A 20,913-nucleotide genomic window follows, 5' to 3' on the forward strand; every position below is an offset into this window, starting at 1 on the left:
CTTACAGGTAGTACCGCGACACCGACTCCGCGACGCACACCGGCTTGTCGCCGCCCTCGCGCTCCACGCTGAAGGCGACGGTGACCTGGACACCGCCCGCCACGTCGTCGACACCGGTGATCTGCGCGGTGGCGCGCAGGCGGGAGCCCACGGGTACCGGTGCGGGGAAACGCACCTTGTTCGTCCCGTAGTTGACGCCCATCTTCACGCCCTCGACCTTGATCAGCTGCGGTCCGAACAGCGGCAGCAGGGAGAGGGTGAGATAGCCGTGCGCGATGGTGGTGCCGAAGGGGCCCGCGGCGGCCTTCTCCGGGTCGACATGGATCCACTGGTGGTCGCCGGTGGCCTCTGCGAACAGATCGATGCGCTTCTGGTCGACCTCCAGCCAGTCGGTGTACCCCAACTGCTCGCCCACCGCCCCCTTCAGGTCGTCCGCGCCCGTGAAGATCCTCGGCTCTGCCATGTCCGGCCTCCTCGCCACATATTTGCTAAGCGACTGCTTAGCATGGTCGGCCGAGGACCCCATGTCAACGGACCGCGAGGGTGACGGCATGGGTAGGGTTCGAGGGGTGCCCCAGATTCCCGAGAAGATCCATGAGCTCACGGTCGGCCAGCTCGCCGCCCGCAGCGGTGCCGCCGTCTCCGCCCTGCACTTCTACGAGTCCAAGGGCCTGATCCGCAGCCGCCGCACCACGGGCAACCAGCGCCGCTACTCCCGTGACGCGTTGCGCCGGGTCGCGTTCGTCCGGGCCGCCCAACGCGTCGGCATCCCGCTGGCCACGATCCGCGACGCCCTCTCCGAACTCCCCGAGGAACGCACTCCCACCCGCGAGGACTGGGCCCGTCTCTCCGAGGCCTGGCGCTCCGAACTCGACGAACGCATCAAGCAGTTGAACCGCCTCCGAGACCACCTCACCGACTGTATCGGCTGCGGCTGTCTCTCCCTCGACACCTGTGTGCTCTCCAACCCGGACGATGTGTTCGGTGACCGGCTGACGGGGTCACGGCTGCTGGTGGAGCAGAGCGGGGGCCGACGGAAGAACGGGCGCCGGGAGCCGGAACGGCGGGAGACGACGGACAAGCGCTGCTGAGCCGTCGTACGGGCAGTGGGCCCCCTCGGCCTGCCCTACGACAAGCGCTCGGCCCACCGGTACTGGACCAGCCCCTCGGTCACCAACTGCGCGTTGGACACGGCTCGTTGACCGTCCGGCAAAGCCAGCGTGTCCTCCAGGCCGACCCTCGTCGCCAGGCCCAGGCGGCCTGCCAGCCGCAGCACCGGCCAGGCGCCGGCCTCCTCGCCGTGCAGCAGCACGGGGCGGCCGTGGGCCGGACCGAGCTCGGCGAGGAGCGTGCGCGCCGAGGTCTCCGCGGCCTGTGTGTCCGTCACCTCCGCGAGGACCCGCAGCACCTTCGGTCCGAGCGGCGACACCGCGAACCTCGCCGCTGCGTCGGTCCCCGACCAGATACCGGCCTCCACGCCGACCCCCAGGTCGATCAGCGCGGCGGCGATCTCCTCGGCACCCGGCTCGTGCCAGTTCACCGAGGCGTGGTCGGGCAATACGGTCCAGCCCCGGACACGGGCGAGCCGGGCCGCGGGGTCCGGTTCCGCCCAGGCGCCGGTGGTCACTCCGACCGGGACCGACACCCGCGCACGGATCGCCTCGAGTGTCGCCGCGACCACCCGCGGCGACAGACTGTCCCGCCCACACGGTGTCTTGGGGTGGACATGAATGTCCGTGGCGCCCGCCTCGACGGCGTCGGCCGCCGCCTGCGCCATGGACTCGGGCGTGAGCGGCACCGCCGTTCCGTCGGCGGCCCCGCGCGGGCCGTTGAGACACACCTGCACCATTCCTCGATGGTGCCAGGCGGCACCGACGGTTCAACCCCGTCAGAACAGGGGGTGCGGCATCCCCGGCGCACCCCCGGTGCGCTCACACGCTCTAGGCCGACATCAGCAACCGTCCGCGCCTGGCGTCCGCCAGGGCGTCGGGTGTGAGCACGGGCCGCGGCACCAGGATCCCGCAGTCCGTGCAGACCGGTCCGGTCGAGGGCTCGTGGTCGAGTTCGTACTTCCAGACGAGCCGCTCTCCGTCGCACACCGGGCACACCGCGCCCGGTTCGCGCTCCAGCGCGGAGATCAGCCTGCGCAGCACCTCGGCCAGCGAGTCATCGGGGTGCACCCGGGGATCGTCGCACCATGCGACTCCGAAACCGCCCCAGGTCAGCCGGTGCCAGTCGTCCACACTGCCCGGCCTGCGCAACCCGTCGTGCTTCTCCTTCTTGCGCCGCTCGGCGAACTCGACCTCGTAGGCCAGCCAGACCGAACGCGCCTCCTCCAACTCCTCCAGTGCGGCCACGAGCCGCGCTGGGTCGGGGGAGCGGTCCTCGGGACCGAATCCCGCCCGGGAGCACAAGTGGTCCCAGGTCGCCCTGTGCCCATAAGGAGCGAACCGCTCAAGGCACTTGCGCAGCGAGTAGCGCCGAAGCGCCAGATCGCACCGCGGGTCTCGCACCTGTCTCGCCAGACTCCGGAAACCGGCCATCGCCCTGCACCTCCGTCACACCTGCACCTGTACTTCGGTCACTTCGGCGTTGTCGCCGTGCGGACTTCGCACGACGTTGCCGAATAGACGTATCGACAAGCGATTTGGCTCCATCCGATTTCCGATGCCCCCCATAAGCTCGAGAATCCCTGTCAAAACTTGACGCATGTTCATCTTCAATCTCGGGGATACCGGCGGTAACGTCCGGCCACACCCCCCGTCGGTTGGAGCTGCCATGCCACGGCGCACCTCACGCACCGCACTCGACAGACTGAGAACTCCCGGCAGACTCACCGGGTTCCTGAAGACCGCATCCATATGCGTCCTGATTGCCGGTCTTTTGTCCCCGCTTGCCCAGACGGCCTCGGCCGCCGAGGCCACGGCGGCGAACGACTACTGCGGCGGCCAGTGTTCCGACATCCTGCCGCCCGGCGAGAACGGCAACGCGACCCTCGCACAGGTCCTCCTCAACCAGGCCTTCGGAACCCAGCCCGACCACGCCGAGGACCAGCTCGGCCCCTACGCCAACCTGGCCAAGGGCTACTCGGCGCTCACCAACTCCACGATCAACACGTTCTTCAACGACGCGTCGTTCGGGGTCCCCTCCGATCAAGTCGCCTCCACCCTGAGTCCCGCGGGCCGCACCGACGTGAAGATCGTCCGTGACAAGAAGACGGGTGTGCCGCACATCACCGGTACCACCAGATACGGCACCGAGTTCGGCGCCGGCTATGCGGCGGCCCAGGACCGGCTGTGGCTCATGGACGTCTTCCGGCACGTCGGTCGCGGCCAGCTCACCGCCTTCGCGGGCGGCGCCGCCTCCAACCAGGGCCTGGAACAGCAGTTCTGGCGCAACGCCCCCTACAGCGAGGCCGACCTCCAGGCGCAGATCGACAACGCCGTCGCCAACAACGGAGCCCGCGGCCAACAGGCCCTCGCCGACGCCAACGCCTACCTCGCCGGCATCAACTCCTACATCGACGCCTCCGACAGCGGCCGTTACTTCCCCGGCGAGTACGTCCTGACCGGCCACAAGGACTCCGTCACCAACGTCGGCACCATCGACCACTTCAAGATCACCGACCTGGTCGCGCTGGCCTCCGTCATCGGCGCCCTGTTCGGCTCCGGGGGCGGCGGCGAGGTCAACAACGCGATCTCCCTGATGGCCGCCCAGGAGCAGTACGGCGTGACGAAGGGCACCGAGGTCTGGGAGTCCTTCCGCGAGCGCAACGACCCCGAGGCCGTCCTCACCGTCCACAACGGCGAGAGCTTCCCGTACGCGGCCAAGCCCGCGAACGCGCAGGGCGAGGCGCTGCCCGACGCCGGTTCGGTGACCACCGAGCCCCTCGTCCACGACGCCACGGGCACCGGCGCCGACCAGAGCGCGAGCGCGGCCTCCGCCACGGCGACCGCGAACGCCCTCACCTCGGCCAAGCGCGGCATGTCCAACGCCCTTGTCGTCAGCGGCAAGTACACGGCCGGCGGCCACCCGGTCGCCGTCTTCGGACCGCAGACCGGCTACTTCGCGCCCCAGCTCCTCATGCTCCAGGAGATCCAGGGCCCCGGCATCAGCGCCCGCGGCGCCTCCTTCGCGGGCCTGAGCATGTACGTGGAGCTCGGTCGCGGCCAGGACTACTCGTGGTCCGCCACGACCTCCGGCCAGGACATCATCGACACCTACGCCGTCGAGCTGTGCCAGGACGACTACCACTACCTCTACCACGGCACCTGCACGGCCATGGAGAAGATCGAGCAGAAGAACTCCTGGGCCCCGACCACGGCCGACGGCACCGCCGCGGGGTCGTACACCATGAGGGTCTGGCGCACGAAATACGGTCCTGTCGAGTACCGGGCGACCGTCGGCGGCAAGAAGGTCGCCTACACCACCCTGCGCTCCTCCTACCTGCACGAGGCCGACTCGATCATCGGCTTCCAGATGCTGAACGACCCGGACTACGTCAAGAGCCCGCAGACCTTCCAGAGCGCGGTGCAGCACATCAACTACACCTTCAACTGGTTCTACGCCGACTCCACGCACACCGCGTACTACAACAGCGGGAACAACCCGGTGCGCGCGACCGGCGTCGACGCCGAGTTCCCGGTGTGGGCGCAGGCGGCGTACGAGTGGAAGAACTGGAACCCGGCGACGAACACCGCCGACTACACGCCGGCTTCCGCACACCCCAACTCGATCGACCAGGACTACTACGTCTCCTGGAACAACAAGCAGGCGCTCGACTACGCGACGGCCTCCTGGGGCGACGGGTCCGTGCATCGCGGCAATCTGCTGGAAGACCGCGTGAAGAAACTGGTCGCCGCGGGCGGGGTCACCCGGGCCTCGCTGGTGAAGGCCATGGCTGACGCGTCCCTCGCCGATCTGCGCGCGGAGGACGTCCTCCCGGACCTGCTCAAGGTGGTCAACAGCTCGACGGTCACCGACGCCACGGCCGCGGCCGCGGTGAGCAAGCTCCAGGCGTGGCTGACGGCCGGCGGCAAGCGCACCGAGACGTCGGCGGGTTCGAAGAAGTACGCCGACGCCGACGCGATCCGCATCCTGGACGCGTGGTGGCCCCTGCTGGCACAGGGCATCTTCGAACCGGGCCTCGGCACGGACCTGTACACCGCCTTCCAGGCCAACCTGCCCGTCGACGAGTCCCCCTCGGCCGCGCACGGACCCACCGGCGCACACGCGGGCAGCTCCTTCCAGTACGGCTGGTGGAGCTACGTCGACAAGGACGTCCGCGCGGTGCTCGGTGAGAGCGTGCGGGGTCCGCTGGCGGACAAGTACTGCGGCGGCGGCAGCCTCAGCGCCTGCCGGGACATCCTGATCAGCACCCTGAAGACCGCGGCCGGCAAGACCGCGGCCCAGGTCTACCCCGGCGACGACCTGTGCTCGGCGGGCGACCAGTGGTGCGCCGACTCGATCGTGCAGCGCACCCTGGGGGGCATCAAGCACTACAACATCAGCTGGCAGAACCGTCCGACCTTCCAGCAGGTGGTGGAGTTCACTTCGCACCGTTAGGCCGACGGCCGGCGGCGGGTCAGTGGATACGGCCCGCCGCCAGCACCAGTTGGGCCAGCTCGCGGTGGCAGATGTCGCTGTGCGCACCCGAGGGCGGTCCGCCGCGTCTGACGACGGCCGCCGCGTCGACGTTCACGCAGCCCTTCGCGGGCAGCTTCCTGAAGGCGTCGGCCAGCTTGAAGGACGGCGTGTCAGGCACCGCCTGCACGCCGTCGTGGCCCATCGCCCCCCACTTGGCGCCCAGGGTCCGGCCGAGGTCGAAGGCCGCCACCCCCTGTGCGTCACCCGCCATGCGCGAGGCCAGCGGATACAGGGTGCCGAGCGCCGAGTCATGGCTGGAGAAACAGCACACGAGCGGCCCGTCGACGCGGTTCTGCTGTCCCTGGAGCACACCTCCCGCGCGCGTGTCGTGCGGCAGCCGGGTCGCGAACGCGTAGTGCGAGAAGGCCCCTTGGAGCAGCGTGACGGACTTGACCGTCCGCACCCCCTCCGGCAGCCCGCGCAGTGCGAACGACACCAGCCGCCCCCCGAAGCTGTGCCCCACGAGGTGCACCCGCACCCCCGGCGCGGCCTTCGCGAGCTGCCCGATCACCCGGCCGAGCCCGCGCTCGCCCACCGTGCCCGCGCGCCGCTTCATCGCGTAGTACGTCCCCTGCCGCAGCAGTTCGTGCGCCCCGTCCCACGGGTTGGGAAGGGCGAACCCCTCCACCCCGTCGGGGGATTCGAGATGGGCCAGGGCCCGCGCGAACTCCTCGCACACCGTCGCCGCGGACCCGGCGAACATCTCCGGCTCGTCCTGCGGCACCCCCTCCGCCAGCGTGTCCGCCGCGAACAACGCCTGCGGCCCCGGCGGCACGACGTCCACCAGCATCCGCACCAGCCGCCCGAACTCCTCCAGCTCGGCCTCTTCAGGAGGTTGCTGATCGAGCAGCCGGGACAACTGGTCGATCACGGTGGCCCGGCCCGGGAAGGTCTCGAGCAGTGCGTGCCGGGTGTCCTTGTCGAGCACCGGACGCGGCGGCATCTCGGCGGCCACGGACCGCGGGAAGTCCGGGATCGGCTCGTCGGAGAACCGCATCGACGGCCATACGACCCCCACGTACCCGAGCCTCGCCGCCGGCGCGAGCTGCGGGAACGGGGCGAAGAAGCTGCTGTAGAGCCGGGTCGCCCCCGAGCGGTCGCTGTTCCAGCCGTGCGAGAAGACGACCAGGTCCTTGACGCCCCGGTCCACCACCTCCGCGAGCAGCCGGTGCCGCCGACCGGTGTCCGGGTCTCCGTCCGCGTCGAACGTCAGCTCCCAGTACGGCGTCACACTCATCGCCGGATCCGCCATCACCGACCACCTCGTCCCCGCAGTGGTGCGCATCGTCCTACTACCGGGCGAAGTTGGCCATACTCCACGGCTCATCCGTAGAGGAGGTAATTCTTTCGAATCCGCCGGAAAGCCGTCAGCTCCTCCCGCCAGCCCGCCACGACCTCGTCGGTGCCCGCACCGGCGTCGATCATCGTGCGGACCCGGGTGGAGCCGGTGAGCTTGTCGATCCAGTTGTCCGCGCGCCAACCGAAGCCGGACCAGGCCTTCTTGGCGGTCACCAGCAGGGCGATGCCGGTGCGGACGGGGTCGTAGGCGGGCCGGTCGTGGACGTGGATCTGTACGCCGCCGACCGTCTTGCCCTGGAACTTGGAGAAGGTGGGGGCGAAGTACGCCTCTCTGAAGTGCACGCCGGGCAGGCCGAGTTCGTTGGCGGCGGCGGCCCAGCGGCCGTCCAGGCCTTCCGCGCCCAGCAGTTCGAAGGGGCGGGTGGTGCCGCGGCCCTCGGAGAGGTTCGTGCCCTCGAAGAGACAGGTGCCGGAGTACACCAGGGCGGTGTCGGGGGTCGGCATGTTCGGGCTCGGGGGGACCCAGGGGAGGTTCCAGGCGTCGTAGAACTCCGAGCGTTTCCAGCCCGTCATCAGGACCGTGTCCAGCGGGACGGGCGAGGTGAGGAACTCACCGTTGAAGAGACGGGCCAGCTCCGCGACGGTCATTCCGTGTGCCTGGGAGATGGGCTGTCTGCCCACGAAGGTCGCGAACTCCTTGTGCAGGACCGGGCCCTGGGCCGCACGCCCGGTGACCGGGTTCGGGCGGTCCAGGACGACGAAGCGCTTCCCCGCGAGCTGCGCCGCCTCCATGCAGTCGTACAGGGTCCAGATGTACGTGTAGAAGCGGGCGCCCACGTCCTGGATGTCGAAGACGATCGTGTCCACGCCGGAGGCGGTGAAGATGTCGGCGAGGGGCCTGCCGCTCTTGAGGTACGTGTCGTAGACGGGGAGGCCGGTCGCGGGGTCGTCGTAGCGGCCCTCGGAGCCGCCCGCCTGCGCGGTGCCCCGGAAGCCGTGCTCGGGGCCGAAGACGGCGGTCAGGTCGACGCGGGGGTCGGCGTGCATCACGTCGACGATGTGCTGCACGTCTCGGGTGACGCCCGTGGGGTTGGTGACGATGCCGATACGCTCGCCCTCGAGCTGGGCGTATCCGGAGGCGGCCAGGTTCTCGAAACCTGTTCGTCTGTGGGGGTGGGCCGCCTGGGCCGGGGGTGCGGAGGTGAGTGACGCCGTTGCCGTTGCTGCTGCCAGCAGGGTTCGTCTGGATAGGCGCATGAGGTGCACGGTAGGCGCTGCGGCGGGTTGTGGGGAGGTTTCGCTCACCCTTTCCTTCAACATACCGACCGGTTAGTCTGATCGTGCAGTCGAGCCGCAGTCGAAGGAGACCGATGGTGGAAGCCCTGCAGGGTGCCGGAGTGGTTGTGACCGGAGCGGGAGGTGGCATCGGGGCTGCGCTGGCCCGGCGGTTTGCTGCGGAAGGGGCCCGGGTCGTCGTCAATGACCTCGATGCCGGCCGTGCGAAGGCCGTGGCCGAGGAGATCGGGGGCATCGCCGTCGCCGGGGACGCCTCCGCTGTCGTCTCCGACGCCCGCGACGCGCTCGGCGGCAAGGTCGACGTCTACTGCGCCAACGCCGGTGTCGCCTTCGGCGGAGGGAACGCCGACGAGCCGCTCGACGAGACCGGCTGGGCCACCTCCTGGGACGTGAACGTCATGGCGCACGTGCGGGCCGCCCACGCGCTGCTCCCGGGGTGGCTGGAGCGGGGAAGCGGTCGGTTCGTGTCGACCGTTTCCGCCGCGGGGCTGCTGACCATGATCGGGGCCGCTCCCTACGCCGTCACCAAGCACGGGGCGTACGCCTTCGCCGAGTATCTGTCGCTGACGTACCGGCACCGGGGGATCAAGGTGCACGCGATCTGTCCGCAGGGCGTGCGGACCGACATGCTCGCGGCCACCGGGACCGCGGGGGACCTGGTGCTCCAGCCGACCGCCGTCGAACCGGAGGATGTGGCCGAGGCGCTGTTCCGGGGGATCGAGGAGGACCGGTTCCTGATCCTCCCGCACCCGGAGGTCGCCGAGTACTACCAGGCGCGGGCCGCCGAGCCCGATCGCTGGCTGGCCGGCATGAACCACCTCCAGCGCAAGTGGGAGGAGGTCCGATGAGCGAGTCCCGTTACGCCGCCAAGCCCTGGATGGCGCTGCTCAGCGAGGCCCAGCGCGGGCCGGTCGAGCCCGCCGACTCGCTCGTGCACGCCCTGCGGCGGGCCGTCGCCGAGGCGCCGGAGCGGCCCTTCCTCGCCTACTTCGACGGGCGGCTCGGCTATCGCGAGGTCGACGAGCTGAGCGACTCCGTCGCCGGACACCTCGCCGCTCGCGGTCTGGAGCGCGGGGACCGGGTGGCGGTCCTGCTCCAGAACTCCCCGCTCTTCGTACTCGCGCTGCTCGGTGCCTGGAAGGCGGGCGCGGTCGTCGTGCCCGTCAACCCCATGTACAAGGCGGGAGAGGTCGGCCATGTCCTGCGGGACGGTGAGGTGGCCGCGCTGATCTGCTCCGACCGGGCCTGGGACTCGTATCTGCGCGAGACGGCGGCCGGCTCGCCGGTGCGGATCGTGCTGACCGGGTGCGAGCTGGATTTCCAGACCCGCGGGGACGCGCGCGTGCTCACCTTCGAACGGCTGCCGCAGGCCGAGGACGCCGACGACCTGGTCACCGTCGCACGGGCCGGGCACAAGGCGCCCGAAGGACGGGACGTCACACCCTCCGACATCGCGCTGATCAGCTACACCTCGGGGACGAGCGGCACGCCCAAGGGCGCCACCAACACCCACGGCAACATCATGTACAACGCCGAGCGGCAGCGGACCGGGCTCGGGCTGCCCGAGGCGCCCGTGTACTTCGCGCTGGCGCCCCTGTTCCACATCACCGGGATGGTCTGCCAGCTCGGGGCGTGTCTGAACAGCGTGGGCACGCTCGTGCTGGCGTACCGCTTCGAGGCGGGTGTCGTCCTGGAGGCCTTCGCCGAGCACCGGCCGCACTACACGGTCGGCCCGTCGACCGCCTTCATGGCCCTGGCCGCGCATCCGGACGTCACGCGCGAGCACTTCTCGTCGTTCGTCAACATCTCCTCGGGCGGGGCCCCGCTGCCGCCCGCCCTGGTGGAGAAGTTCCGGGCCGGCTTCGGGCCGTACATCCGCAACGGCTACGGGCTGACCGAGTGCTCCGCGCCCTGCGCCTCCGTACCGCCGGAGCGGGAAGCGCCCGTCGACCCGGTGTCCGGGACGCTCGCCGTGGGCGTGCCGGGACCCGAGACGGTCGTACGGATCGTCGACGACAGCGGCGCCGAAGTGCCCTTCGGCGAGCAGGGCGAGATCGTCGTGCGCGGGCCGCAGGTGGTGCCCGGGTACTGGCGGCGGCCCGAGGCGACCGCCGAGACCTTCCCGGACGGCGAGCTGCGCACGGGTGACATCGGGTTCATGGACCCCGACGGCTGGCTGTACGTCGTGGACCGCAAGAAGGACATGATCAACGCGTCCGGGTTCAAGGTGTGGCCGCGCGAGGTCGAGGACGTGCTGTACACGCATCCGGCGGTGCGCGAGGCGGCCGTCGTCGGAGTGCCCGACGGGTACCGCGGGGAGACCGTCAAGGCGTACATCAGCCTCCGTCCGGGTGCGGAAACCGACCCCGATGCGCTCGCCGCGTACTGCAAGGAGAGACTGGCGGCCTACAAATACCCGCGGCAGGTGGAGATCCTGCCCGACTTGCCGAAGACGGCCAGTGGGAAGATCCTCCGGCGGGAACTCCGTTCCCCACCGCACAACAGCGAATGACCTCTCGGAAGGCAGGTGGCGGCACAGTGCCCAGGACGACGGACGGAGACGGTACGCCCGTCCCGCAGCGGCTGCTGGCCGCCGCCACCCGGCTCTTCGCCGAGCAGGGCTACGACCGCACCTCCGTGCAGGAGATCGTCGAGGCGGCCGGCGTCACCAAGGGGGCGCTGTACCACTACTTCGGCTCCAAGGACGACCTTCTGCACGAGGTGTACTCGCGCGTGCTGCGCGTCCAGCAGGAGCGCCTCGACGCGCTCGCGAACGCCGACGAGCCGATCGAGAAGCGGCTGCGGGCGGCGGCCGCCGACGTCGTCGTCACCACGATCGAGAACCTCGACGACGCGATGATCTTCTTCCGCTCGATGCACCACCTGAGCCCCGAGAAGAACAAGCAGGTACGCGCCGAGCGGCGGAAGTACCACGAACGCTTCCGCGCGCTCGTCGAGGAGGGCCAGGAAGCGGGCGTCTTCTCGAAGGCGACCCCGGCCGATCTCGTCGTGGACTACCACTTCGGGTCCGTCCACCACCTGTCGACCTGGTACCGCCCGGACGGCCCGATGGGCCCGCAGGAGGTCGCCGACCACCTGGCCGACCTCCTCCTGCGGGCCCTGCGGCCGTAGAGCGCCTCCTAGAGGTACTTCTTCAACTCCCGTCGCGCGAGCGAGCGCTGGTGCACCTCGTCCGGGCCGTCCGCGATCATCAGGGTGCGGGCACCGGCGTACAGCTCGGCCAGCGGGAAGTCCTGGCTGACTCCGCCCGCGCCGTGCAGCTGGATCGCCCGGTCGATGATGTCGACGACCGCGCGAGGCGTGGCGATCTTGATGGACTGGATCTCGGTGTGGGCGCCCCTGTTGCCGACCGTGTCCATCAGCCAGGCCGTCTTCAGGACCAGCAGGCGGAGCTGTTCTACGGTCACGCGCGCGTCGGCGATCCAGTTGTGGACCACGCCCTGCTGGGCCAGCGCCTTGCCGAAGGCGTCGCGGGAGACCGCGCGCCGGCACATCAGCTCGATCGCCCGCTCGGCCATGCCGATCAGCCGCATGCAGTGGTGGATCCGGCCGGGGCCGAGGCGGGCCTGGGCGATGGCGAAGCCGCCGCCCTCCTCGCCGACGAGGTTCGAGGCCGGTACGCGCGCGTGGTCGAAGATCACCTCGGCGTGGCCGCCGTGGGAGTGGTCCTCGTAGCCGAAGACCCGCATCGCGCGCTCGACCGTGACACCCGGGGTGTCCCGGGGGACCAGGATCATGGACTGCTGGCGGCGGATGTCCTCGCCGTCCGGGTCGGTCTTGCCCATCACGATGAAGATCTTGCAGTCCGGGTTCATCGCCCCGGAGATGTACCACTTGCGGCCCGTGACGACGTACTCGTCGCCGTCCCGTTCGATGTGGGTGGTGATGTTCGTGGCATCGGAGGAGGCGACCTCCGGCTCGGTCATCGCGAACGCCGAGCGGATCTCACCGGCCAGCAGCGGCTCCAGCCACTGCTTCTTCTGCTGCTCGTCGCCGAACTGCGAGAGCACCTCCATGTTGCCGGTGTCGGGCGCCGCGCAGTTCAGCGCGGTGGGCGCGAGCTGCGGGGAGCGGCCGGTGATCTCGGCGAGCGGGGCGTACTGGAGGTTGGTGAGGCCGGCGCCGTACTCGGCGTCGGGCAGGAAGAGGTTCCACAGGCCCTGCCTGCGCGCCTCGGCCTTGAGCTCCTCGACCACGGCCGGGGTGTCCCACGGCGAGGCCAGCCGGTCGCGCTGCTGCTCCGCGACGGCCTCGGCGGGGTAGACGTACTCGTCCATGAAGGCGAGCAGCTTGGCGCGCAGCTCCTCGGTGCGTGCGTCGAACGCGAAGTCCATGCGGATCAGCCTTCCTGGATGCCGTCGTGAAGCGTGGTCAGACCGTGCTGGATGAAGACCGGGACGAGGTCGCCGATGCGGTCGAAACCGCGGCCGACCGTCTGGCCCAGCGTGTAGCGGTAGTGGATGCCCTCCAGGATCACGGCGAGCTTGAACCAGGCGAACGCCGTGTACCAGGACACCGCGGAGACGTCCCGCCCGGAGCGCTCGGCGTACCGCGCGACCAGTTCGGCCGGATCCGGGTGGCCCGGGGCCTGGGCGGTCGTGGAGACGGGGGAGTCGGGCATGTCCAGCGGCATGCTGTACATGACCAGCAGGCCGAGGTCGGTGAGCGGGTCGCCGAGGGTCGACATCTCCCAGTCCAGGATCGCCTTGATCTCGTCGTCGTCGCCCATCAGGACGTTGTCGAGGCGGTAGTCGCCGTGGACGACCGTGGCCCCGGGGGACTGGGGGAGACGGCGGCCGAGGGTCGCGTGCAGCTCGTCGATACCGGCGAGGTCGCGGTTGCGGGAGGCGTCCAGCTGCTTGCCCCAGCGGCGCAGCTGGCGGTCCAGGAAGCCCTCCGGGCGGCCGAAGTCCGCGAGGCCGACCTCCGCAGGATCCACCGCGTGCAGCTCGACGAGGGTGTCCACGAGGGACAGCACGGCGTCGCGGGTGCGCTCGGGTCCGAGGGGGGCGAGCTCGTCGGCGGTGCGGTACGGGGTGCCCTCGACGAACTCCATGACGTAGAAGGGCGAGCCGAGCACCTCCTCGTCCTCGCACAGCAGGACCGCGTTCGGCACCGGCACATTCGTGGGATGCAGGGCGCTGATGACCCGGTGTTCGCGCTTCATGTCGTGCGCGGTGGCCAGGACATGGCCCAGCGGGGGGCGTCGGACGACCCACTTCGACGTGCCGTCCGACACCGCGTAGGTGAGATTCGACCGTCCGCCCTCGATCAGCCGGCCGGTCAGGGGGCCGTGCACCAGGCCGGGCCGCTCGCGGTCGAGCAGACCGCGCAGCCGGTCGAGATCGAGACCTGGTGGGTGGTCGGGGCTCATCTGGGCTCCTTACGCGCGCGTGAACGGTCCCGACCATCATGCCGACTGGTCGGTATGTCGTCCAGAGGGGGAGGGGAACGTGATCCGGACCACGATAGGCCGACAGCTCCCCGCGCGGTGCGTCGGGGAGCTGTCGGTGGTGCTTTCCGGTCGGGTCAGTGGTCGTCCCAGTGGCCCTCGTGGGCGGCGTGCCGGTGGCCGTCGTGGACGTAGTCGACGTGGTCGCCGTGCAGGACGCTCTCGTGTCCGCAGTCCTGGCCGTGCCGGTGCTCGTGGCCGTCGTGCGAGACATGTCCGCCGGGTTCGCACTCGTCCCAGTGGCCCTCGTGCTCGCGGTGCAGATGTCCGTCGTGCGCGTAGTCGACGTGGTCCTCGTGCGGCACCTCGGTGTGTCCGCAGTCCGGGCCGTGGGTGTGCGCGTGCGAGGCGTGTTCGTGGTGGAGGGTGGTCATGGTGCTCACCTTCGAAGCGACGGGCGATGACGTCGGACAGGCTGTCACGCGAAAGGTGCGTATGCGGATATTCAGGTCTGCGTGGCGTATGGGTACGCCGTAGGGGCGAGGGTGAGCACGGCCGGCTCCGGTGTGGGGCGCCGAGCCGCTCAGAACACCAGTGCCGCCCCGCACACCGCCATCGCCACCGTGCACAGGACCGCCACAGTGGCGTGTCGCGGGGTGAGGGCCCTCGGGGTGTCCGACGAGGTCAGGGTGCGGATGCGGTGGTGGGCGAGGGAGAGGAAGCCCAGCCAGAGGGCGCAGCACAGGGCGCAGGCTACGAGTGTGGCGGAGGTCGGGCCGCCGTGCAGGGCCGTCTTCACGGCGAGTACCGCGGAGACGGTGCCCGAGAGGGTCGTACGGCGCCAGGCGAGCCGGGTGCGTTCGGGCTGGAGCCCCGGGTCCCGCTCCGCGGCGCCGGCCTCGCTCATCCCTCCCACCCGACGAGCACCACGACGACCATGGCCACGGCCACCACCGCGACCACCAGGCTCAGCAGCGCCGGGAAGCGGGACACCGGCAGATCCTCGCCCCGTCGCATCGCCCGCTCGCACCGCACCCAGTGGTTGACCGCCCGCAACGAGCACAGCACGCCCGCCGCGAGCAGCGCGAGTGCCAGGCCCACCCGCCAGCCCCAGCGCAGATCCGGCAGGAACTGGTCCACGGCGAAGCCGCCGCCGATCAGGGCGAGCGCGGTGCGCAGCCAGGCCAGGAAGGTGCGTTCATTGGCCAGCGAGAACCGGTAGTCGGGGGTACGGCCCTCCTGCCGCACCTCCTCGGGGGCGAACCAGACGCGGACGTTCCGTGCGAAATCGATCACGCGCACGAGCCTATCGGCCGGGTTCCCGAACGACGTGGTGCGGGCCCCGCTCAACCCATCGACCGGTACGCCTTGAGCCTCTCGTAGGCGGCCAGCCCGTCCGGCACCCACTCCCAGTCCCGCAGGCGCAGCTCGACCTCGTCCTCCGGCAGGAAGTCGTGCCAGGCGACCTCCTCGACCTGGGGGCTGACCGGGAGCTCGCAGCGGACCTCGTAGACCGCGGACCACCAGGTCCGGCCGGCCCCGTCGTCGTACAGGAACTTGAAGAGGAACTCCGGGCGGGGCAGCCCGCTCACGCCGAGTTCCTCCTCGGCCTCGCGCAGGGCCGCGTCGTCGTAGGACTCGCCCGCGCCGACCACTCCGCCGACGAACATGTCGTAGAGCGACGGGAAGACCAGTTTGGTCGGCGTGCGGCGGTGGACGAAGAGGCGGCCCGCGGCGTCGGTGGCCCGGATGAAGACGCAGCGGTGGCGCAGCCCCTCGGCGTAGGCCTCGCCGCGTGGGGACTGGGCGACGACGTTGTCGTTCTCGTCGACGATGTCGAGGATCTCGTCAGCAGCGCTCATGTCCCCATCCAAGCAGCAGCGCTCATGCCGCCATCCAGCAGCAGCGCTCGTGCCGTCCGTCCCGGCGGGCGGGCGTCAGCTCGGCTGGAGGTCGCGCGCGGGTTCCGACCGGGCGGCCCCGCGCGGCATCGCGGGGTGCATCCCCAGCAGCACGATGCCCGCGACGACGGCCGCGAGCCCCAGCGCCTCCCAGGTCAGCGCGGGGGTGTCGGTGCGCAGCCGGTCGCCCAGGAAGCCCACCCCGCACACGATCCCGGCGAGCGGCTGGGCCGCGGTCAGCGCGGGCAGCGACATCCGCAGGGGCGCGGTCTCGAACGCGCTCTGCACCAGGACGAGCCCGGTGACCCCGAGGGCCAGCACGGCGTACGGCTGCCAGGCGGTCAGCAGCTCGGCGAGGCCGCCCTCGGAGAAGCGCTGGCCGCTGACCCGGGTGAGGGCGTCCTGGACGCCGTACAGCAGACCGGCGGCCAGGGCCAGCAGGACCGGGCCCGAGCTGAGGCGGGAGCGTTTGGCGTAGGTCGTGAGCAGCAGGGCGAGGCCGATCATGGCGCCGATGATCAGCCAGTGGCGGAAGGGGTCGGTGACCGCCGTACCGCCGCGTGGCTCACCCGCCACGATGAACGCGGTCACCCCGCCCGCGAGCAGCGCGAGCCCCGCCCAGCCCTGGCGGCCCAGTGGCTGCTTCGTCTGCTTGCGGGAGAGGGCCAGGGCGAAGAGGAGGTTCGTGGCGAGGAGGGGTTCGACCAGGGAGACCTCGCCGTGGCCCAGCGCGATCGCGCCGAGGACCATTCCGGCCACCATCAGGCCGATGCCGCCGAGCCAGCGCGGCACCTTCACCAGGTCGAGGAGGAGTCGGAGCGAGAGGAAGTCGCTCAGCGGGGCCTGACGGGCCGCGTTCTGCTGCAGCACGAAGCCGAAGCCCAGGCAGCAGGCAGCACTCACGGCGAGAATCAGAACCAGAACCGACACGCTGCGTACCTCGATCGTCCGGCCGGCGGCGGGGTGGTTGTCGCCGACTGTAGCGTCCCAGCGTCCGGCTTGCTCCTGGGAGTACCCGTATCCGGGCTGTCGACTCGGCCGCCGAGCCGTTCTCGGCGGCGGGGGTTCCTGTCATGGTGCGGTGCGAGGATGCGCGGCGCCATGGCGTACGCCACAGACGCGGGCCCTTGACCCGGTCCCACCAGCACCGCTTCGCCACAACTTCCTCTCAGGTATGGAGAGTTGACGCGTGTAATGCGCCTTCGGCTCTTGACGCAAACCATTGGCGGGCGGTTGGCTGTCCGTGATCAGTCGATGGCGGTGCGAATCGGCCCGCCGACCTGCCCGCATCGACGGTCGGCCTGCCCGCATCCGCCCAGGCGCCCCTTCCGCCCCACCCCCTCCGCCTCACCCTTCCGCCCCACCCGTCACGCGCCATGTTCCGTGAGGAAAACCCACACGGTGTCCCCGCCCCCGCCCTTCGGCCGCAGTCGAAAACGCGCCGCCCAGGCCTTCGACGCTGCCCTCGACGACGCCGAACTCATCGACGCGCGTGCCGCGTTGGCGCAGGGCAGATGGCAGGCGGCGCGGGCACTGCTCGCCCGGACGGGTGACGAGTGGGACCGGCGGGGCCACCGGATCGCGGTTCTCGCGGCCGAGCCGTACAGCGACGCCTGGGCCAGGGACTGGCTGGTGGCCGAGCCGGATTCCGGCGACGCCTCCGTACTGCTCGCCCTCGCCCTGGTCCAGCGGGTGCGTCGGGGCAAGGGAAAGCCGGCCGTCGCCCGCGAGGCCTGCCGGACCGCGGCCCGCCGCGCGCCCGCCGACCCCACCCCCTGGCTCGGCCTGCTCCTGCTGGAGCGCGACCTCGGGGCGGCGGACGAGGTGGCCGACGTCTTCGGCGAGATCCGGCAGCGGCACGCCGACCACCACCACGCCCACCATCTGATGGTCGCCCGGCTCGCCGAGCGCCGGGCCGACACGGGCCCCGATCCGCTGCACGAGGTCTACGACTTCGCGAACTGGGCCGCCGAGCAGGCCCCCGCCGACTCACCGCTCGCGATCCTGCCGGTCATCGCGCACGCCGAGCGCTACCGGGCCCTGGCCGCCGCCGGGCACGAGCCGCGCGACCCGGCCGCCTCCGGCCACTGGACCGGACGCCGGGCCCGGCAGGTGATGAAGTCGGCCTTCGACTGGTGGCTGGAATGGGAGCACGAGGGCCACCCCCGCCGCCTGGTCGACCTCAACTTCCTCGCCCACGCGAAGGTCTGCGAGGGCCGCGGCGCCGAGGCCGCCGCCCTCTTCCACCGCATCGGCGAACACCCCACCCCGGCCCCCTGGTCCTATCCGGACCACGAGCCGTACTCCGCCTTCCTTGCCGCCCGCGACAGTGCGCTCGGCACGGTGTAGCACCCCCGAACCCCAGAAGGACGGTCCCCATGGCCACCGAGAGTTCCAGCAAGAGCAGACCAGAGATCAGTACGTTCAAGGGGCAGGACCGCGCGCTGCGGGCCGGCCGCCTCGGCACCGGAGGCCTGCTGCTCTCCGTCCTCGCCGCGACCGCCCCCCTCATGGTCGTCGCGGGTGTCATGCCCACTACATTCGCGGTGATGGGGATCGTCGGCCAGCCCCTCCTCTACGTCGTCCTCGGCCTGGTCCTCGTCCTGTTCAGCGTCGGCTACGCCGAGATGAGCCGGCACGTCCACAACGCGGGCGCCTTCTACGCCTACATCTCCCGCGGCCTCGGCGGCACGGCCGGGGCAGGCGCGGCCCTCGTCGCCCTGGTCGCCTACAACGCCCTCCAGGTCGGCATCTACGGCATCTTCGGCTTCGAGGTCTCCGGGCTGTTCGCCACCTACGCCGACCTGTCGGTGGCCTGGTGGATACCGGCCCTGGTGGCCGCCCTGGTCGTCGGCGCGCTGGGCTGGCTGAAGATCGACGTCAACGCGCGCGTGCTCGGCGTCCTGCTCGTCGTCGAGGTCGCCCTGGTCGTCATCTTCGATATCGCCGCGGTCGCCGACCCCGCGGCCCAGGGCCTGTCCCTGCACGCCTTCAACCCGGACACCCTCAGCGGCGCCGGCGTCGGCACCGCCCTGTGCTTCTGCATCGCCGCCTTCCTCGGCTTCGAGCAGGCACCCGTGTACGCCGAGGAGACCAGCCGCCCGCACATCCTGGTGCCCCGCGTGATGTTCCTGGCCGTCGGCGGCGTCGCCGTCTTCTTCGCGCTCAGCAGCTGGGCCCTCACCGTCGCCACCGGGCCCTCCGCGGTCGTCGCCGAGTCGCAGAAGCAGAGCGCCGGACTGCTCTTCGGGCTCACCGAGTCCCGCCTCGGCGGCACGTTCACCGACGTCCTGCACGTGCTGTTCGTGACCGGCATGTTCGCGGCCATGCTCAGCTTCCACAACGTGGTCGCCCGCTACGCCTTCGCGATGGGCCGCGAGGGCCTGCTGCCCGCCGCCTTCGGCCGCACGAACAGTGCCAGCGGCGCGCCCGGAACCGGCTCGCTGCTGCAGACCGCCGTGTCCGTGGTGGTCGTGGTCGTCTTCGCGATCGCCGACGACAAGCCCACCGGCGACCCGACCGTGCCGGTCCTGCACCTGTTCACCTGGTTCGGCAACATCGGCTCCCTCGGCGTGATCCTGCTGATGGCGGCCGCTTCCGCCTCCGTGATCGCCTTCTTCGTCCGGCGCGGCGCGGCGGGCGCCCAGGCCTGGCGGCTGGTCACCTCGGCCCTCGCGGGGATCGCCCTGCTCGTGATCGCCGTCTACACCGTGAAGGACTTCGACGTCCTGGTCGGCGCGGGCCCGGGTTCCTCGCTGAGCTGGGTGCTGCCCGGCATCATCGGGCTCGCCGTGGTGGTGGGCCTGGCGCAGGGACTGCTCCTGCGGGCCCGCAGGCCCGAGGCGCACGCCCGGATCGGGCTCGGCAACGAGGCGTTCCAGCTGGAGAAGGCGGCGGGCGAGGCGTCGTAACCCTCCGCGAACCGGGTGCTCGCCGAGATCCGGGTGAGAAGTGGTTACGGAAGTCTGACGAGCACCCGCGATTCCTGGTCCCGCAGGCCTCGCGGGTGTTCGAATGAGTACGTGAACTCCGAACAGCCCGAGGAGCAGCGCGGTACGCCGATCGGCCGCCGTGTCCTCCTCGGCACCCTCGGCCTGGGCGCGCTCGGCGTGGTCGCCGCGCCCACCCTGCAACGCGGCCTGGAGTCCTTCCTCGGCAGCGCCGCCGACAAGGACCCCACCGGGCTGACGGGCCTGCTCCCCAACGGCGGCGGCTTCCGCTACTACTCGGTGACCTCGTCCGTGCCGCACAAGGACGCCGAGAACTACCAGCTCAAGATCGACGGTCTGGTCTCGCGCCCGCGGACGTACACCCTGGCCGACCTGCGGGCGCTGCCCCAGACCCGGATGGTCAAGGACGTGCAGTGCGTGACGGGCTGGCGGGTCCCGGACACGCCGTTCGAAGGCGTACGGCTGTCCCGGCTGCTGGACGCCGCCGGGGTGACCGCGAAGGCGGGCGCCGTCCGCTTCACCTGCTTCGACGGGGCGTACTCCGAGAGCCTCACCCTCGACCAGGCCCGCCGCTCGGACGTCCTGGTGGCCCTGCGCATGCAGGACAAGGACATCGGCCACTCCCACGGCGGCCCGGTCCGCCTCTACGTGGCCCCCATGTACTTCTACAAGTCGGCCAAGTGGCTGTCCGGCATCACCGTCACCGAGGACGTGGAACCGGGTTACTGGGAGGACCGGGGCTACGACGTGGACGCCTGGGTGGGCCGATCGAACGGGCGGGACGATGCGCCTACGAGTTGACGCCCCACCGCAGGCACGTGTCCGGCGTTTCGGCCGCAGCCAGAAGTGGGTCCACCGCGCGACCGCCGCACTGATGGGTATCTGCGTGGTGACGGCGGCCTGCCTCTACGTCCCCCAGTTCGCCGAACTCGTCGGCCGCCGTGAGCTGGTGGTCCGCGTCCACGAGTGGGCGGGTCTGGCGCTGCCGGTACCGGCCCTGGTGGGCCTGGTCTCCCGCGCCTTCCGCGCCGACCTGGGCTTCCTGAACCGCTTCGGCCCGCACGACCGGGTCTGGCTGCGTGCCGCGCTGCGCCGCGACAAGCGCCGGGCGGCCCGTCCCGCGGGCAAGTTCAACGCGGGTCAGAAGGTCTACGCCGCCTGGATCGCGGGCGCGAGCCTGGTCATGCTCGGCACGGGCCTGCTGATGTGGTTCACCCACCTCACGCCGATCCAGTGGCGCACCAGCGCGACCTTCGTCCACGACTGGCTGGCTCTGTCGATCGGCATCGTCCTCGCGGGCCACATCGGCATGGCGCTGGGCGATCCGGAGGCGAGGAGGGGGCTCAGGACCGGGGACGTGAGCCGGGAGTGGGCGGAACGCGAACACCCCCTGTGGCGGCCGTAGGCC

General features: G+C 70.8%; 21 protein-coding genes. 9 read left to right on the forward strand and 12 right to left on the reverse strand.

Features of this window, described 5'->3' with window-relative positions:
* Position 1: 1 nt before the first annotated feature.
* Positions 2-463 (reverse strand): MaoC family dehydratase, encoded by a 462-nt coding sequence (locus RNB18_RS37735; RefSeq protein WP_057614411.1) that lies wholly within the window; start codon positions 461-463, stop codon positions 2-4.
* A 106-nt stretch (positions 464-569) separates the two neighbouring features.
* Here RNB18_RS37735 and soxR point away from each other — a divergent pair, with 106 nt between their 5' ends.
* Positions 570-1,091 carry a redox-sensitive transcriptional activator SoxR gene (gene soxR, locus RNB18_RS37740; RefSeq protein ID WP_311718604.1) on the forward strand — a complete coding sequence of 174 codons (522 nt, stop codon included), beginning with the start codon at positions 570-572 and terminating at the stop codon, positions 1,089-1,091.
* 35 nt (positions 1,092-1,126) lie between these two features.
* Here soxR and RNB18_RS37745 read toward each other — a convergent pair whose 3' ends face one another.
* Positions 1,127-1,849: a 3-keto-5-aminohexanoate cleavage protein gene (locus RNB18_RS37745; RefSeq protein ID WP_311718605.1), complete on the reverse strand. Its 723-nt coding sequence runs from the start codon at positions 1,847-1,849 to the stop codon at positions 1,127-1,129.
* A 91-nt stretch (positions 1,850-1,940) separates the two neighbouring features.
* Complete coding sequence (locus RNB18_RS37750) at positions 1,941-2,543, reverse strand: hypothetical protein (RefSeq protein WP_057614408.1); 603 nt, start codon at positions 2,541-2,543, stop codon at positions 1,941-1,943.
* Positions 2,544-2,778: 235 nt separating this feature from the next.
* Here RNB18_RS37750 and RNB18_RS37755 point away from each other — a divergent pair, with 235 nt between their 5' ends.
* On the forward strand, positions 2,779-5,565 hold the full coding sequence (locus tag RNB18_RS37755) for a penicillin acylase family protein (RefSeq protein ID WP_311718607.1): 2,787 nt from the start codon (positions 2,779-2,781) through the stop codon (positions 5,563-5,565).
* A gap of 19 nt (positions 5,566-5,584) precedes the next feature.
* Here the strand turns inward: RNB18_RS37755 and RNB18_RS37760 are convergent, their stop codons facing one another.
* Both RNB18_RS37760 and RNB18_RS37765 read right to left on the reverse strand, forming a co-directional pair.
* A complete protein-coding gene (locus RNB18_RS37760; RefSeq protein ID WP_311718609.1) occupies positions 5,585-6,898 on the reverse strand; it encodes a serine-threonine protein kinase in 1,314 nt (437 codons plus the stop codon).
* Positions 6,899-6,969: 71 nt separating this feature from the next.
* Positions 6,970-8,202 (reverse strand): exo-beta-N-acetylmuramidase NamZ family protein, encoded by a 1,233-nt coding sequence (locus RNB18_RS37765; protein ID WP_311718610.1) that lies wholly within the window; start codon positions 8,200-8,202, stop codon positions 6,970-6,972.
* Positions 8,203-8,315: 113 nt separating this feature from the next.
* Between RNB18_RS37765 and RNB18_RS37770 the strand changes: the two genes are divergently transcribed.
* The 3 genes from RNB18_RS37770 to RNB18_RS37780 are packed head-to-tail and all read left to right on the forward strand — an operon-like array spanning position 8,316 to position 11,373.
* Positions 8,316-9,089, forward strand: coding sequence for an SDR family oxidoreductase (locus tag RNB18_RS37770; protein WP_311718611.1), 774 nt, complete (start codon positions 8,316-8,318; stop codon positions 9,087-9,089).
* Positions 9,086-10,753 (forward strand): class I adenylate-forming enzyme family protein, encoded by a 1,668-nt coding sequence (locus RNB18_RS37775; RefSeq protein WP_311718612.1) that lies wholly within the window; start codon positions 9,086-9,088, stop codon positions 10,751-10,753. Before RNB18_RS37770 ends, RNB18_RS37775 begins: the two co-directional genes overlap by 4 nt.
* A 26-nt stretch (positions 10,754-10,779) precedes the next feature.
* Positions 10,780-11,373, forward strand: a complete 594-nt coding sequence (locus RNB18_RS37780; RefSeq protein ID WP_311718613.1) for a TetR/AcrR family transcriptional regulator — start codon at positions 10,780-10,782, stop codon at positions 11,371-11,373.
* An 8-nt stretch (positions 11,374-11,381) separates the two neighbouring features.
* Here the strand turns inward: RNB18_RS37780 and RNB18_RS37785 are convergent, their stop codons facing one another.
* From RNB18_RS37785 to RNB18_RS37815, 7 genes are all read right to left on the reverse strand, one after another.
* Positions 11,382-12,596, reverse strand: a complete 1,215-nt coding sequence (locus RNB18_RS37785; RefSeq protein WP_311718614.1) for an acyl-CoA dehydrogenase family protein — start codon at positions 12,594-12,596, stop codon at positions 11,382-11,384.
* 5 nt (positions 12,597-12,601) lie between these two features.
* The gene (locus RNB18_RS37790) at positions 12,602-13,636 is read right to left on the reverse strand and encodes a phosphotransferase family protein (RefSeq protein WP_311718615.1); all 1,035 of its coding nucleotides are present in this window, start codon (positions 13,634-13,636) and stop codon (positions 12,602-12,604) included.
* 155 nt (positions 13,637-13,791) lie between these two features.
* Positions 13,792-14,088: a hypothetical protein gene (locus tag RNB18_RS37795; RefSeq protein ID WP_280856574.1), complete on the reverse strand. Its 297-nt coding sequence runs from the start codon at positions 14,086-14,088 to the stop codon at positions 13,792-13,794.
* 149 nt (positions 14,089-14,237) lie between these two features.
* Positions 14,238-14,561, reverse strand: coding sequence for a DUF202 domain-containing protein (locus tag RNB18_RS37800; protein WP_311718616.1), 324 nt, complete (start codon positions 14,559-14,561; stop codon positions 14,238-14,240).
* Entirely contained in the window at positions 14,558-14,950 is a 393-nt protein-coding gene (locus RNB18_RS37805; RefSeq protein ID WP_311718617.1) for a YidH family protein, read from the reverse strand. Before RNB18_RS37805 ends, RNB18_RS37800 begins: the two co-directional genes overlap by 4 nt.
* Positions 14,951-15,000: 50 nt before the next feature.
* Positions 15,001-15,516, reverse strand: coding sequence for an NUDIX hydrolase (locus RNB18_RS37810; protein WP_311718618.1), 516 nt, complete (start codon positions 15,514-15,516; stop codon positions 15,001-15,003).
* 75 nt (positions 15,517-15,591) lie between these two features.
* On the reverse strand, positions 15,592-16,485 hold the full coding sequence (locus RNB18_RS37815; RefSeq protein WP_311718619.1) for a DMT family transporter: 894 nt from the start codon (positions 16,483-16,485) through the stop codon (positions 15,592-15,594).
* A gap of 471 nt (positions 16,486-16,956) precedes the next feature.
* Here RNB18_RS37815 and RNB18_RS37820 point away from each other — a divergent pair, with 471 nt between their 5' ends.
* The 4 genes from RNB18_RS37820 (at position 16,957) to RNB18_RS37835 (ending at position 20,910) form a co-directional block, all read left to right on the forward strand.
* The gene (locus RNB18_RS37820) at positions 16,957-17,904 is read left to right on the forward strand and encodes a hypothetical protein (protein ID WP_311718620.1); all 948 of its coding nucleotides are present in this window, start codon (positions 16,957-16,959) and stop codon (positions 17,902-17,904) included.
* A gap of 29 nt (positions 17,905-17,933) precedes the next feature.
* A complete protein-coding gene (locus tag RNB18_RS37825) occupies positions 17,934-19,466 on the forward strand; it encodes an APC family permease (RefSeq protein WP_311718621.1) in 1,533 nt (510 codons plus the stop codon).
* Between the two features lie 111 nt (positions 19,467-19,577).
* Positions 19,578-20,306, forward strand: coding sequence for a molybdopterin-dependent oxidoreductase (locus RNB18_RS37830; RefSeq protein WP_311718622.1), 729 nt, complete (start codon positions 19,578-19,580; stop codon positions 20,304-20,306).
* Entirely contained in the window at positions 20,290-20,910 is a 621-nt protein-coding gene (locus tag RNB18_RS37835) for a cytochrome b/b6 domain-containing protein (protein WP_311718623.1), read from the forward strand. Before RNB18_RS37830 ends, RNB18_RS37835 begins: the two co-directional genes overlap by 17 nt.
* The last annotated feature ends 3 nt before the right edge of the window (positions 20,911-20,913 follow it).

It is taken from the genome of Streptomyces doebereineriae (assembly GCF_031845645.1).
Lineage (GTDB): Bacteria > Actinomycetota > Actinomycetes > Streptomycetales > Streptomycetaceae > Streptomyces > Streptomyces canus.

What these genes read in the sequence shown, in the direction of transcription:
- RNB18_RS37735 (WP_057614411.1), bottom strand. Translation starts at nt 463, where the DNA reads ATGGCAGAGCCGAGGATCTTCACGGGCGCGGACGACCTGAAGGGGGCG.
- RNB18_RS37745 (WP_311718605.1), bottom strand. Translation starts at nt 1,849, where the DNA reads ATGGTGCAGGTGTGTCTCAACGGCCCGCGCGGGGCCGCCGACGGAACG.
- RNB18_RS37750 (WP_057614408.1), bottom strand. Translation starts at nt 2,543, where the DNA reads ATGGCCGGTTTCCGGAGTCTGGCGAGACAGGTGCGAGACCCGCGGTGC.
- RNB18_RS37755 (WP_311718607.1), top strand. Translation starts at nt 2,779, where the DNA reads ATGCCACGGCGCACCTCACGCACCGCACTCGACAGACTGAGAACTCCC.
- RNB18_RS37760 (WP_311718609.1), bottom strand. Translation starts at nt 6,898, where the DNA reads ATGGCGGATCCGGCGATGAGTGTGACGCCGTACTGGGAGCTGACGTTC.
- RNB18_RS37765 (WP_311718610.1), bottom strand. Translation starts at nt 8,202, where the DNA reads ATGCGCCTATCCAGACGAACCCTGCTGGCAGCAGCAACGGCAACGGCG.
- RNB18_RS37770 (WP_311718611.1), top strand. Translation starts at nt 8,316, where the DNA reads ATGGTGGAAGCCCTGCAGGGTGCCGGAGTGGTTGTGACCGGAGCGGGA.
- RNB18_RS37775 (WP_311718612.1), top strand. Translation starts at nt 9,086, where the DNA reads ATGAGCGAGTCCCGTTACGCCGCCAAGCCCTGGATGGCGCTGCTCAGC.
- RNB18_RS37785 (WP_311718614.1), bottom strand. Translation starts at nt 12,596, where the DNA reads ATGGACTTCGCGTTCGACGCACGCACCGAGGAGCTGCGCGCCAAGCTG.
- RNB18_RS37790 (WP_311718615.1), bottom strand. Translation starts at nt 13,636, where the DNA reads ATGAGCCCCGACCACCCACCAGGTCTCGATCTCGACCGGCTGCGCGGT.
- RNB18_RS37795 (WP_280856574.1), bottom strand. Translation starts at nt 14,088, where the DNA reads ATGACCACCCTCCACCACGAACACGCCTCGCACGCGCACACCCACGGC.
- RNB18_RS37800 (WP_311718616.1), bottom strand. Translation starts at nt 14,561, where the DNA reads ATGAGCGAGGCCGGCGCCGCGGAGCGGGACCCGGGGCTCCAGCCCGAA.
- RNB18_RS37810 (WP_311718618.1), bottom strand. Translation starts at nt 15,516, where the DNA reads ATGAGCGCTGCTGACGAGATCCTCGACATCGTCGACGAGAACGACAAC.
- RNB18_RS37825 (WP_311718621.1), top strand. Translation starts at nt 17,934, where the DNA reads ATGGCCACCGAGAGTTCCAGCAAGAGCAGACCAGAGATCAGTACGTTC.
- RNB18_RS37835 (WP_311718623.1), top strand. Translation starts at nt 20,290, where the DNA reads ATGCGCCTACGAGTTGACGCCCCACCGCAGGCACGTGTCCGGCGTTTC.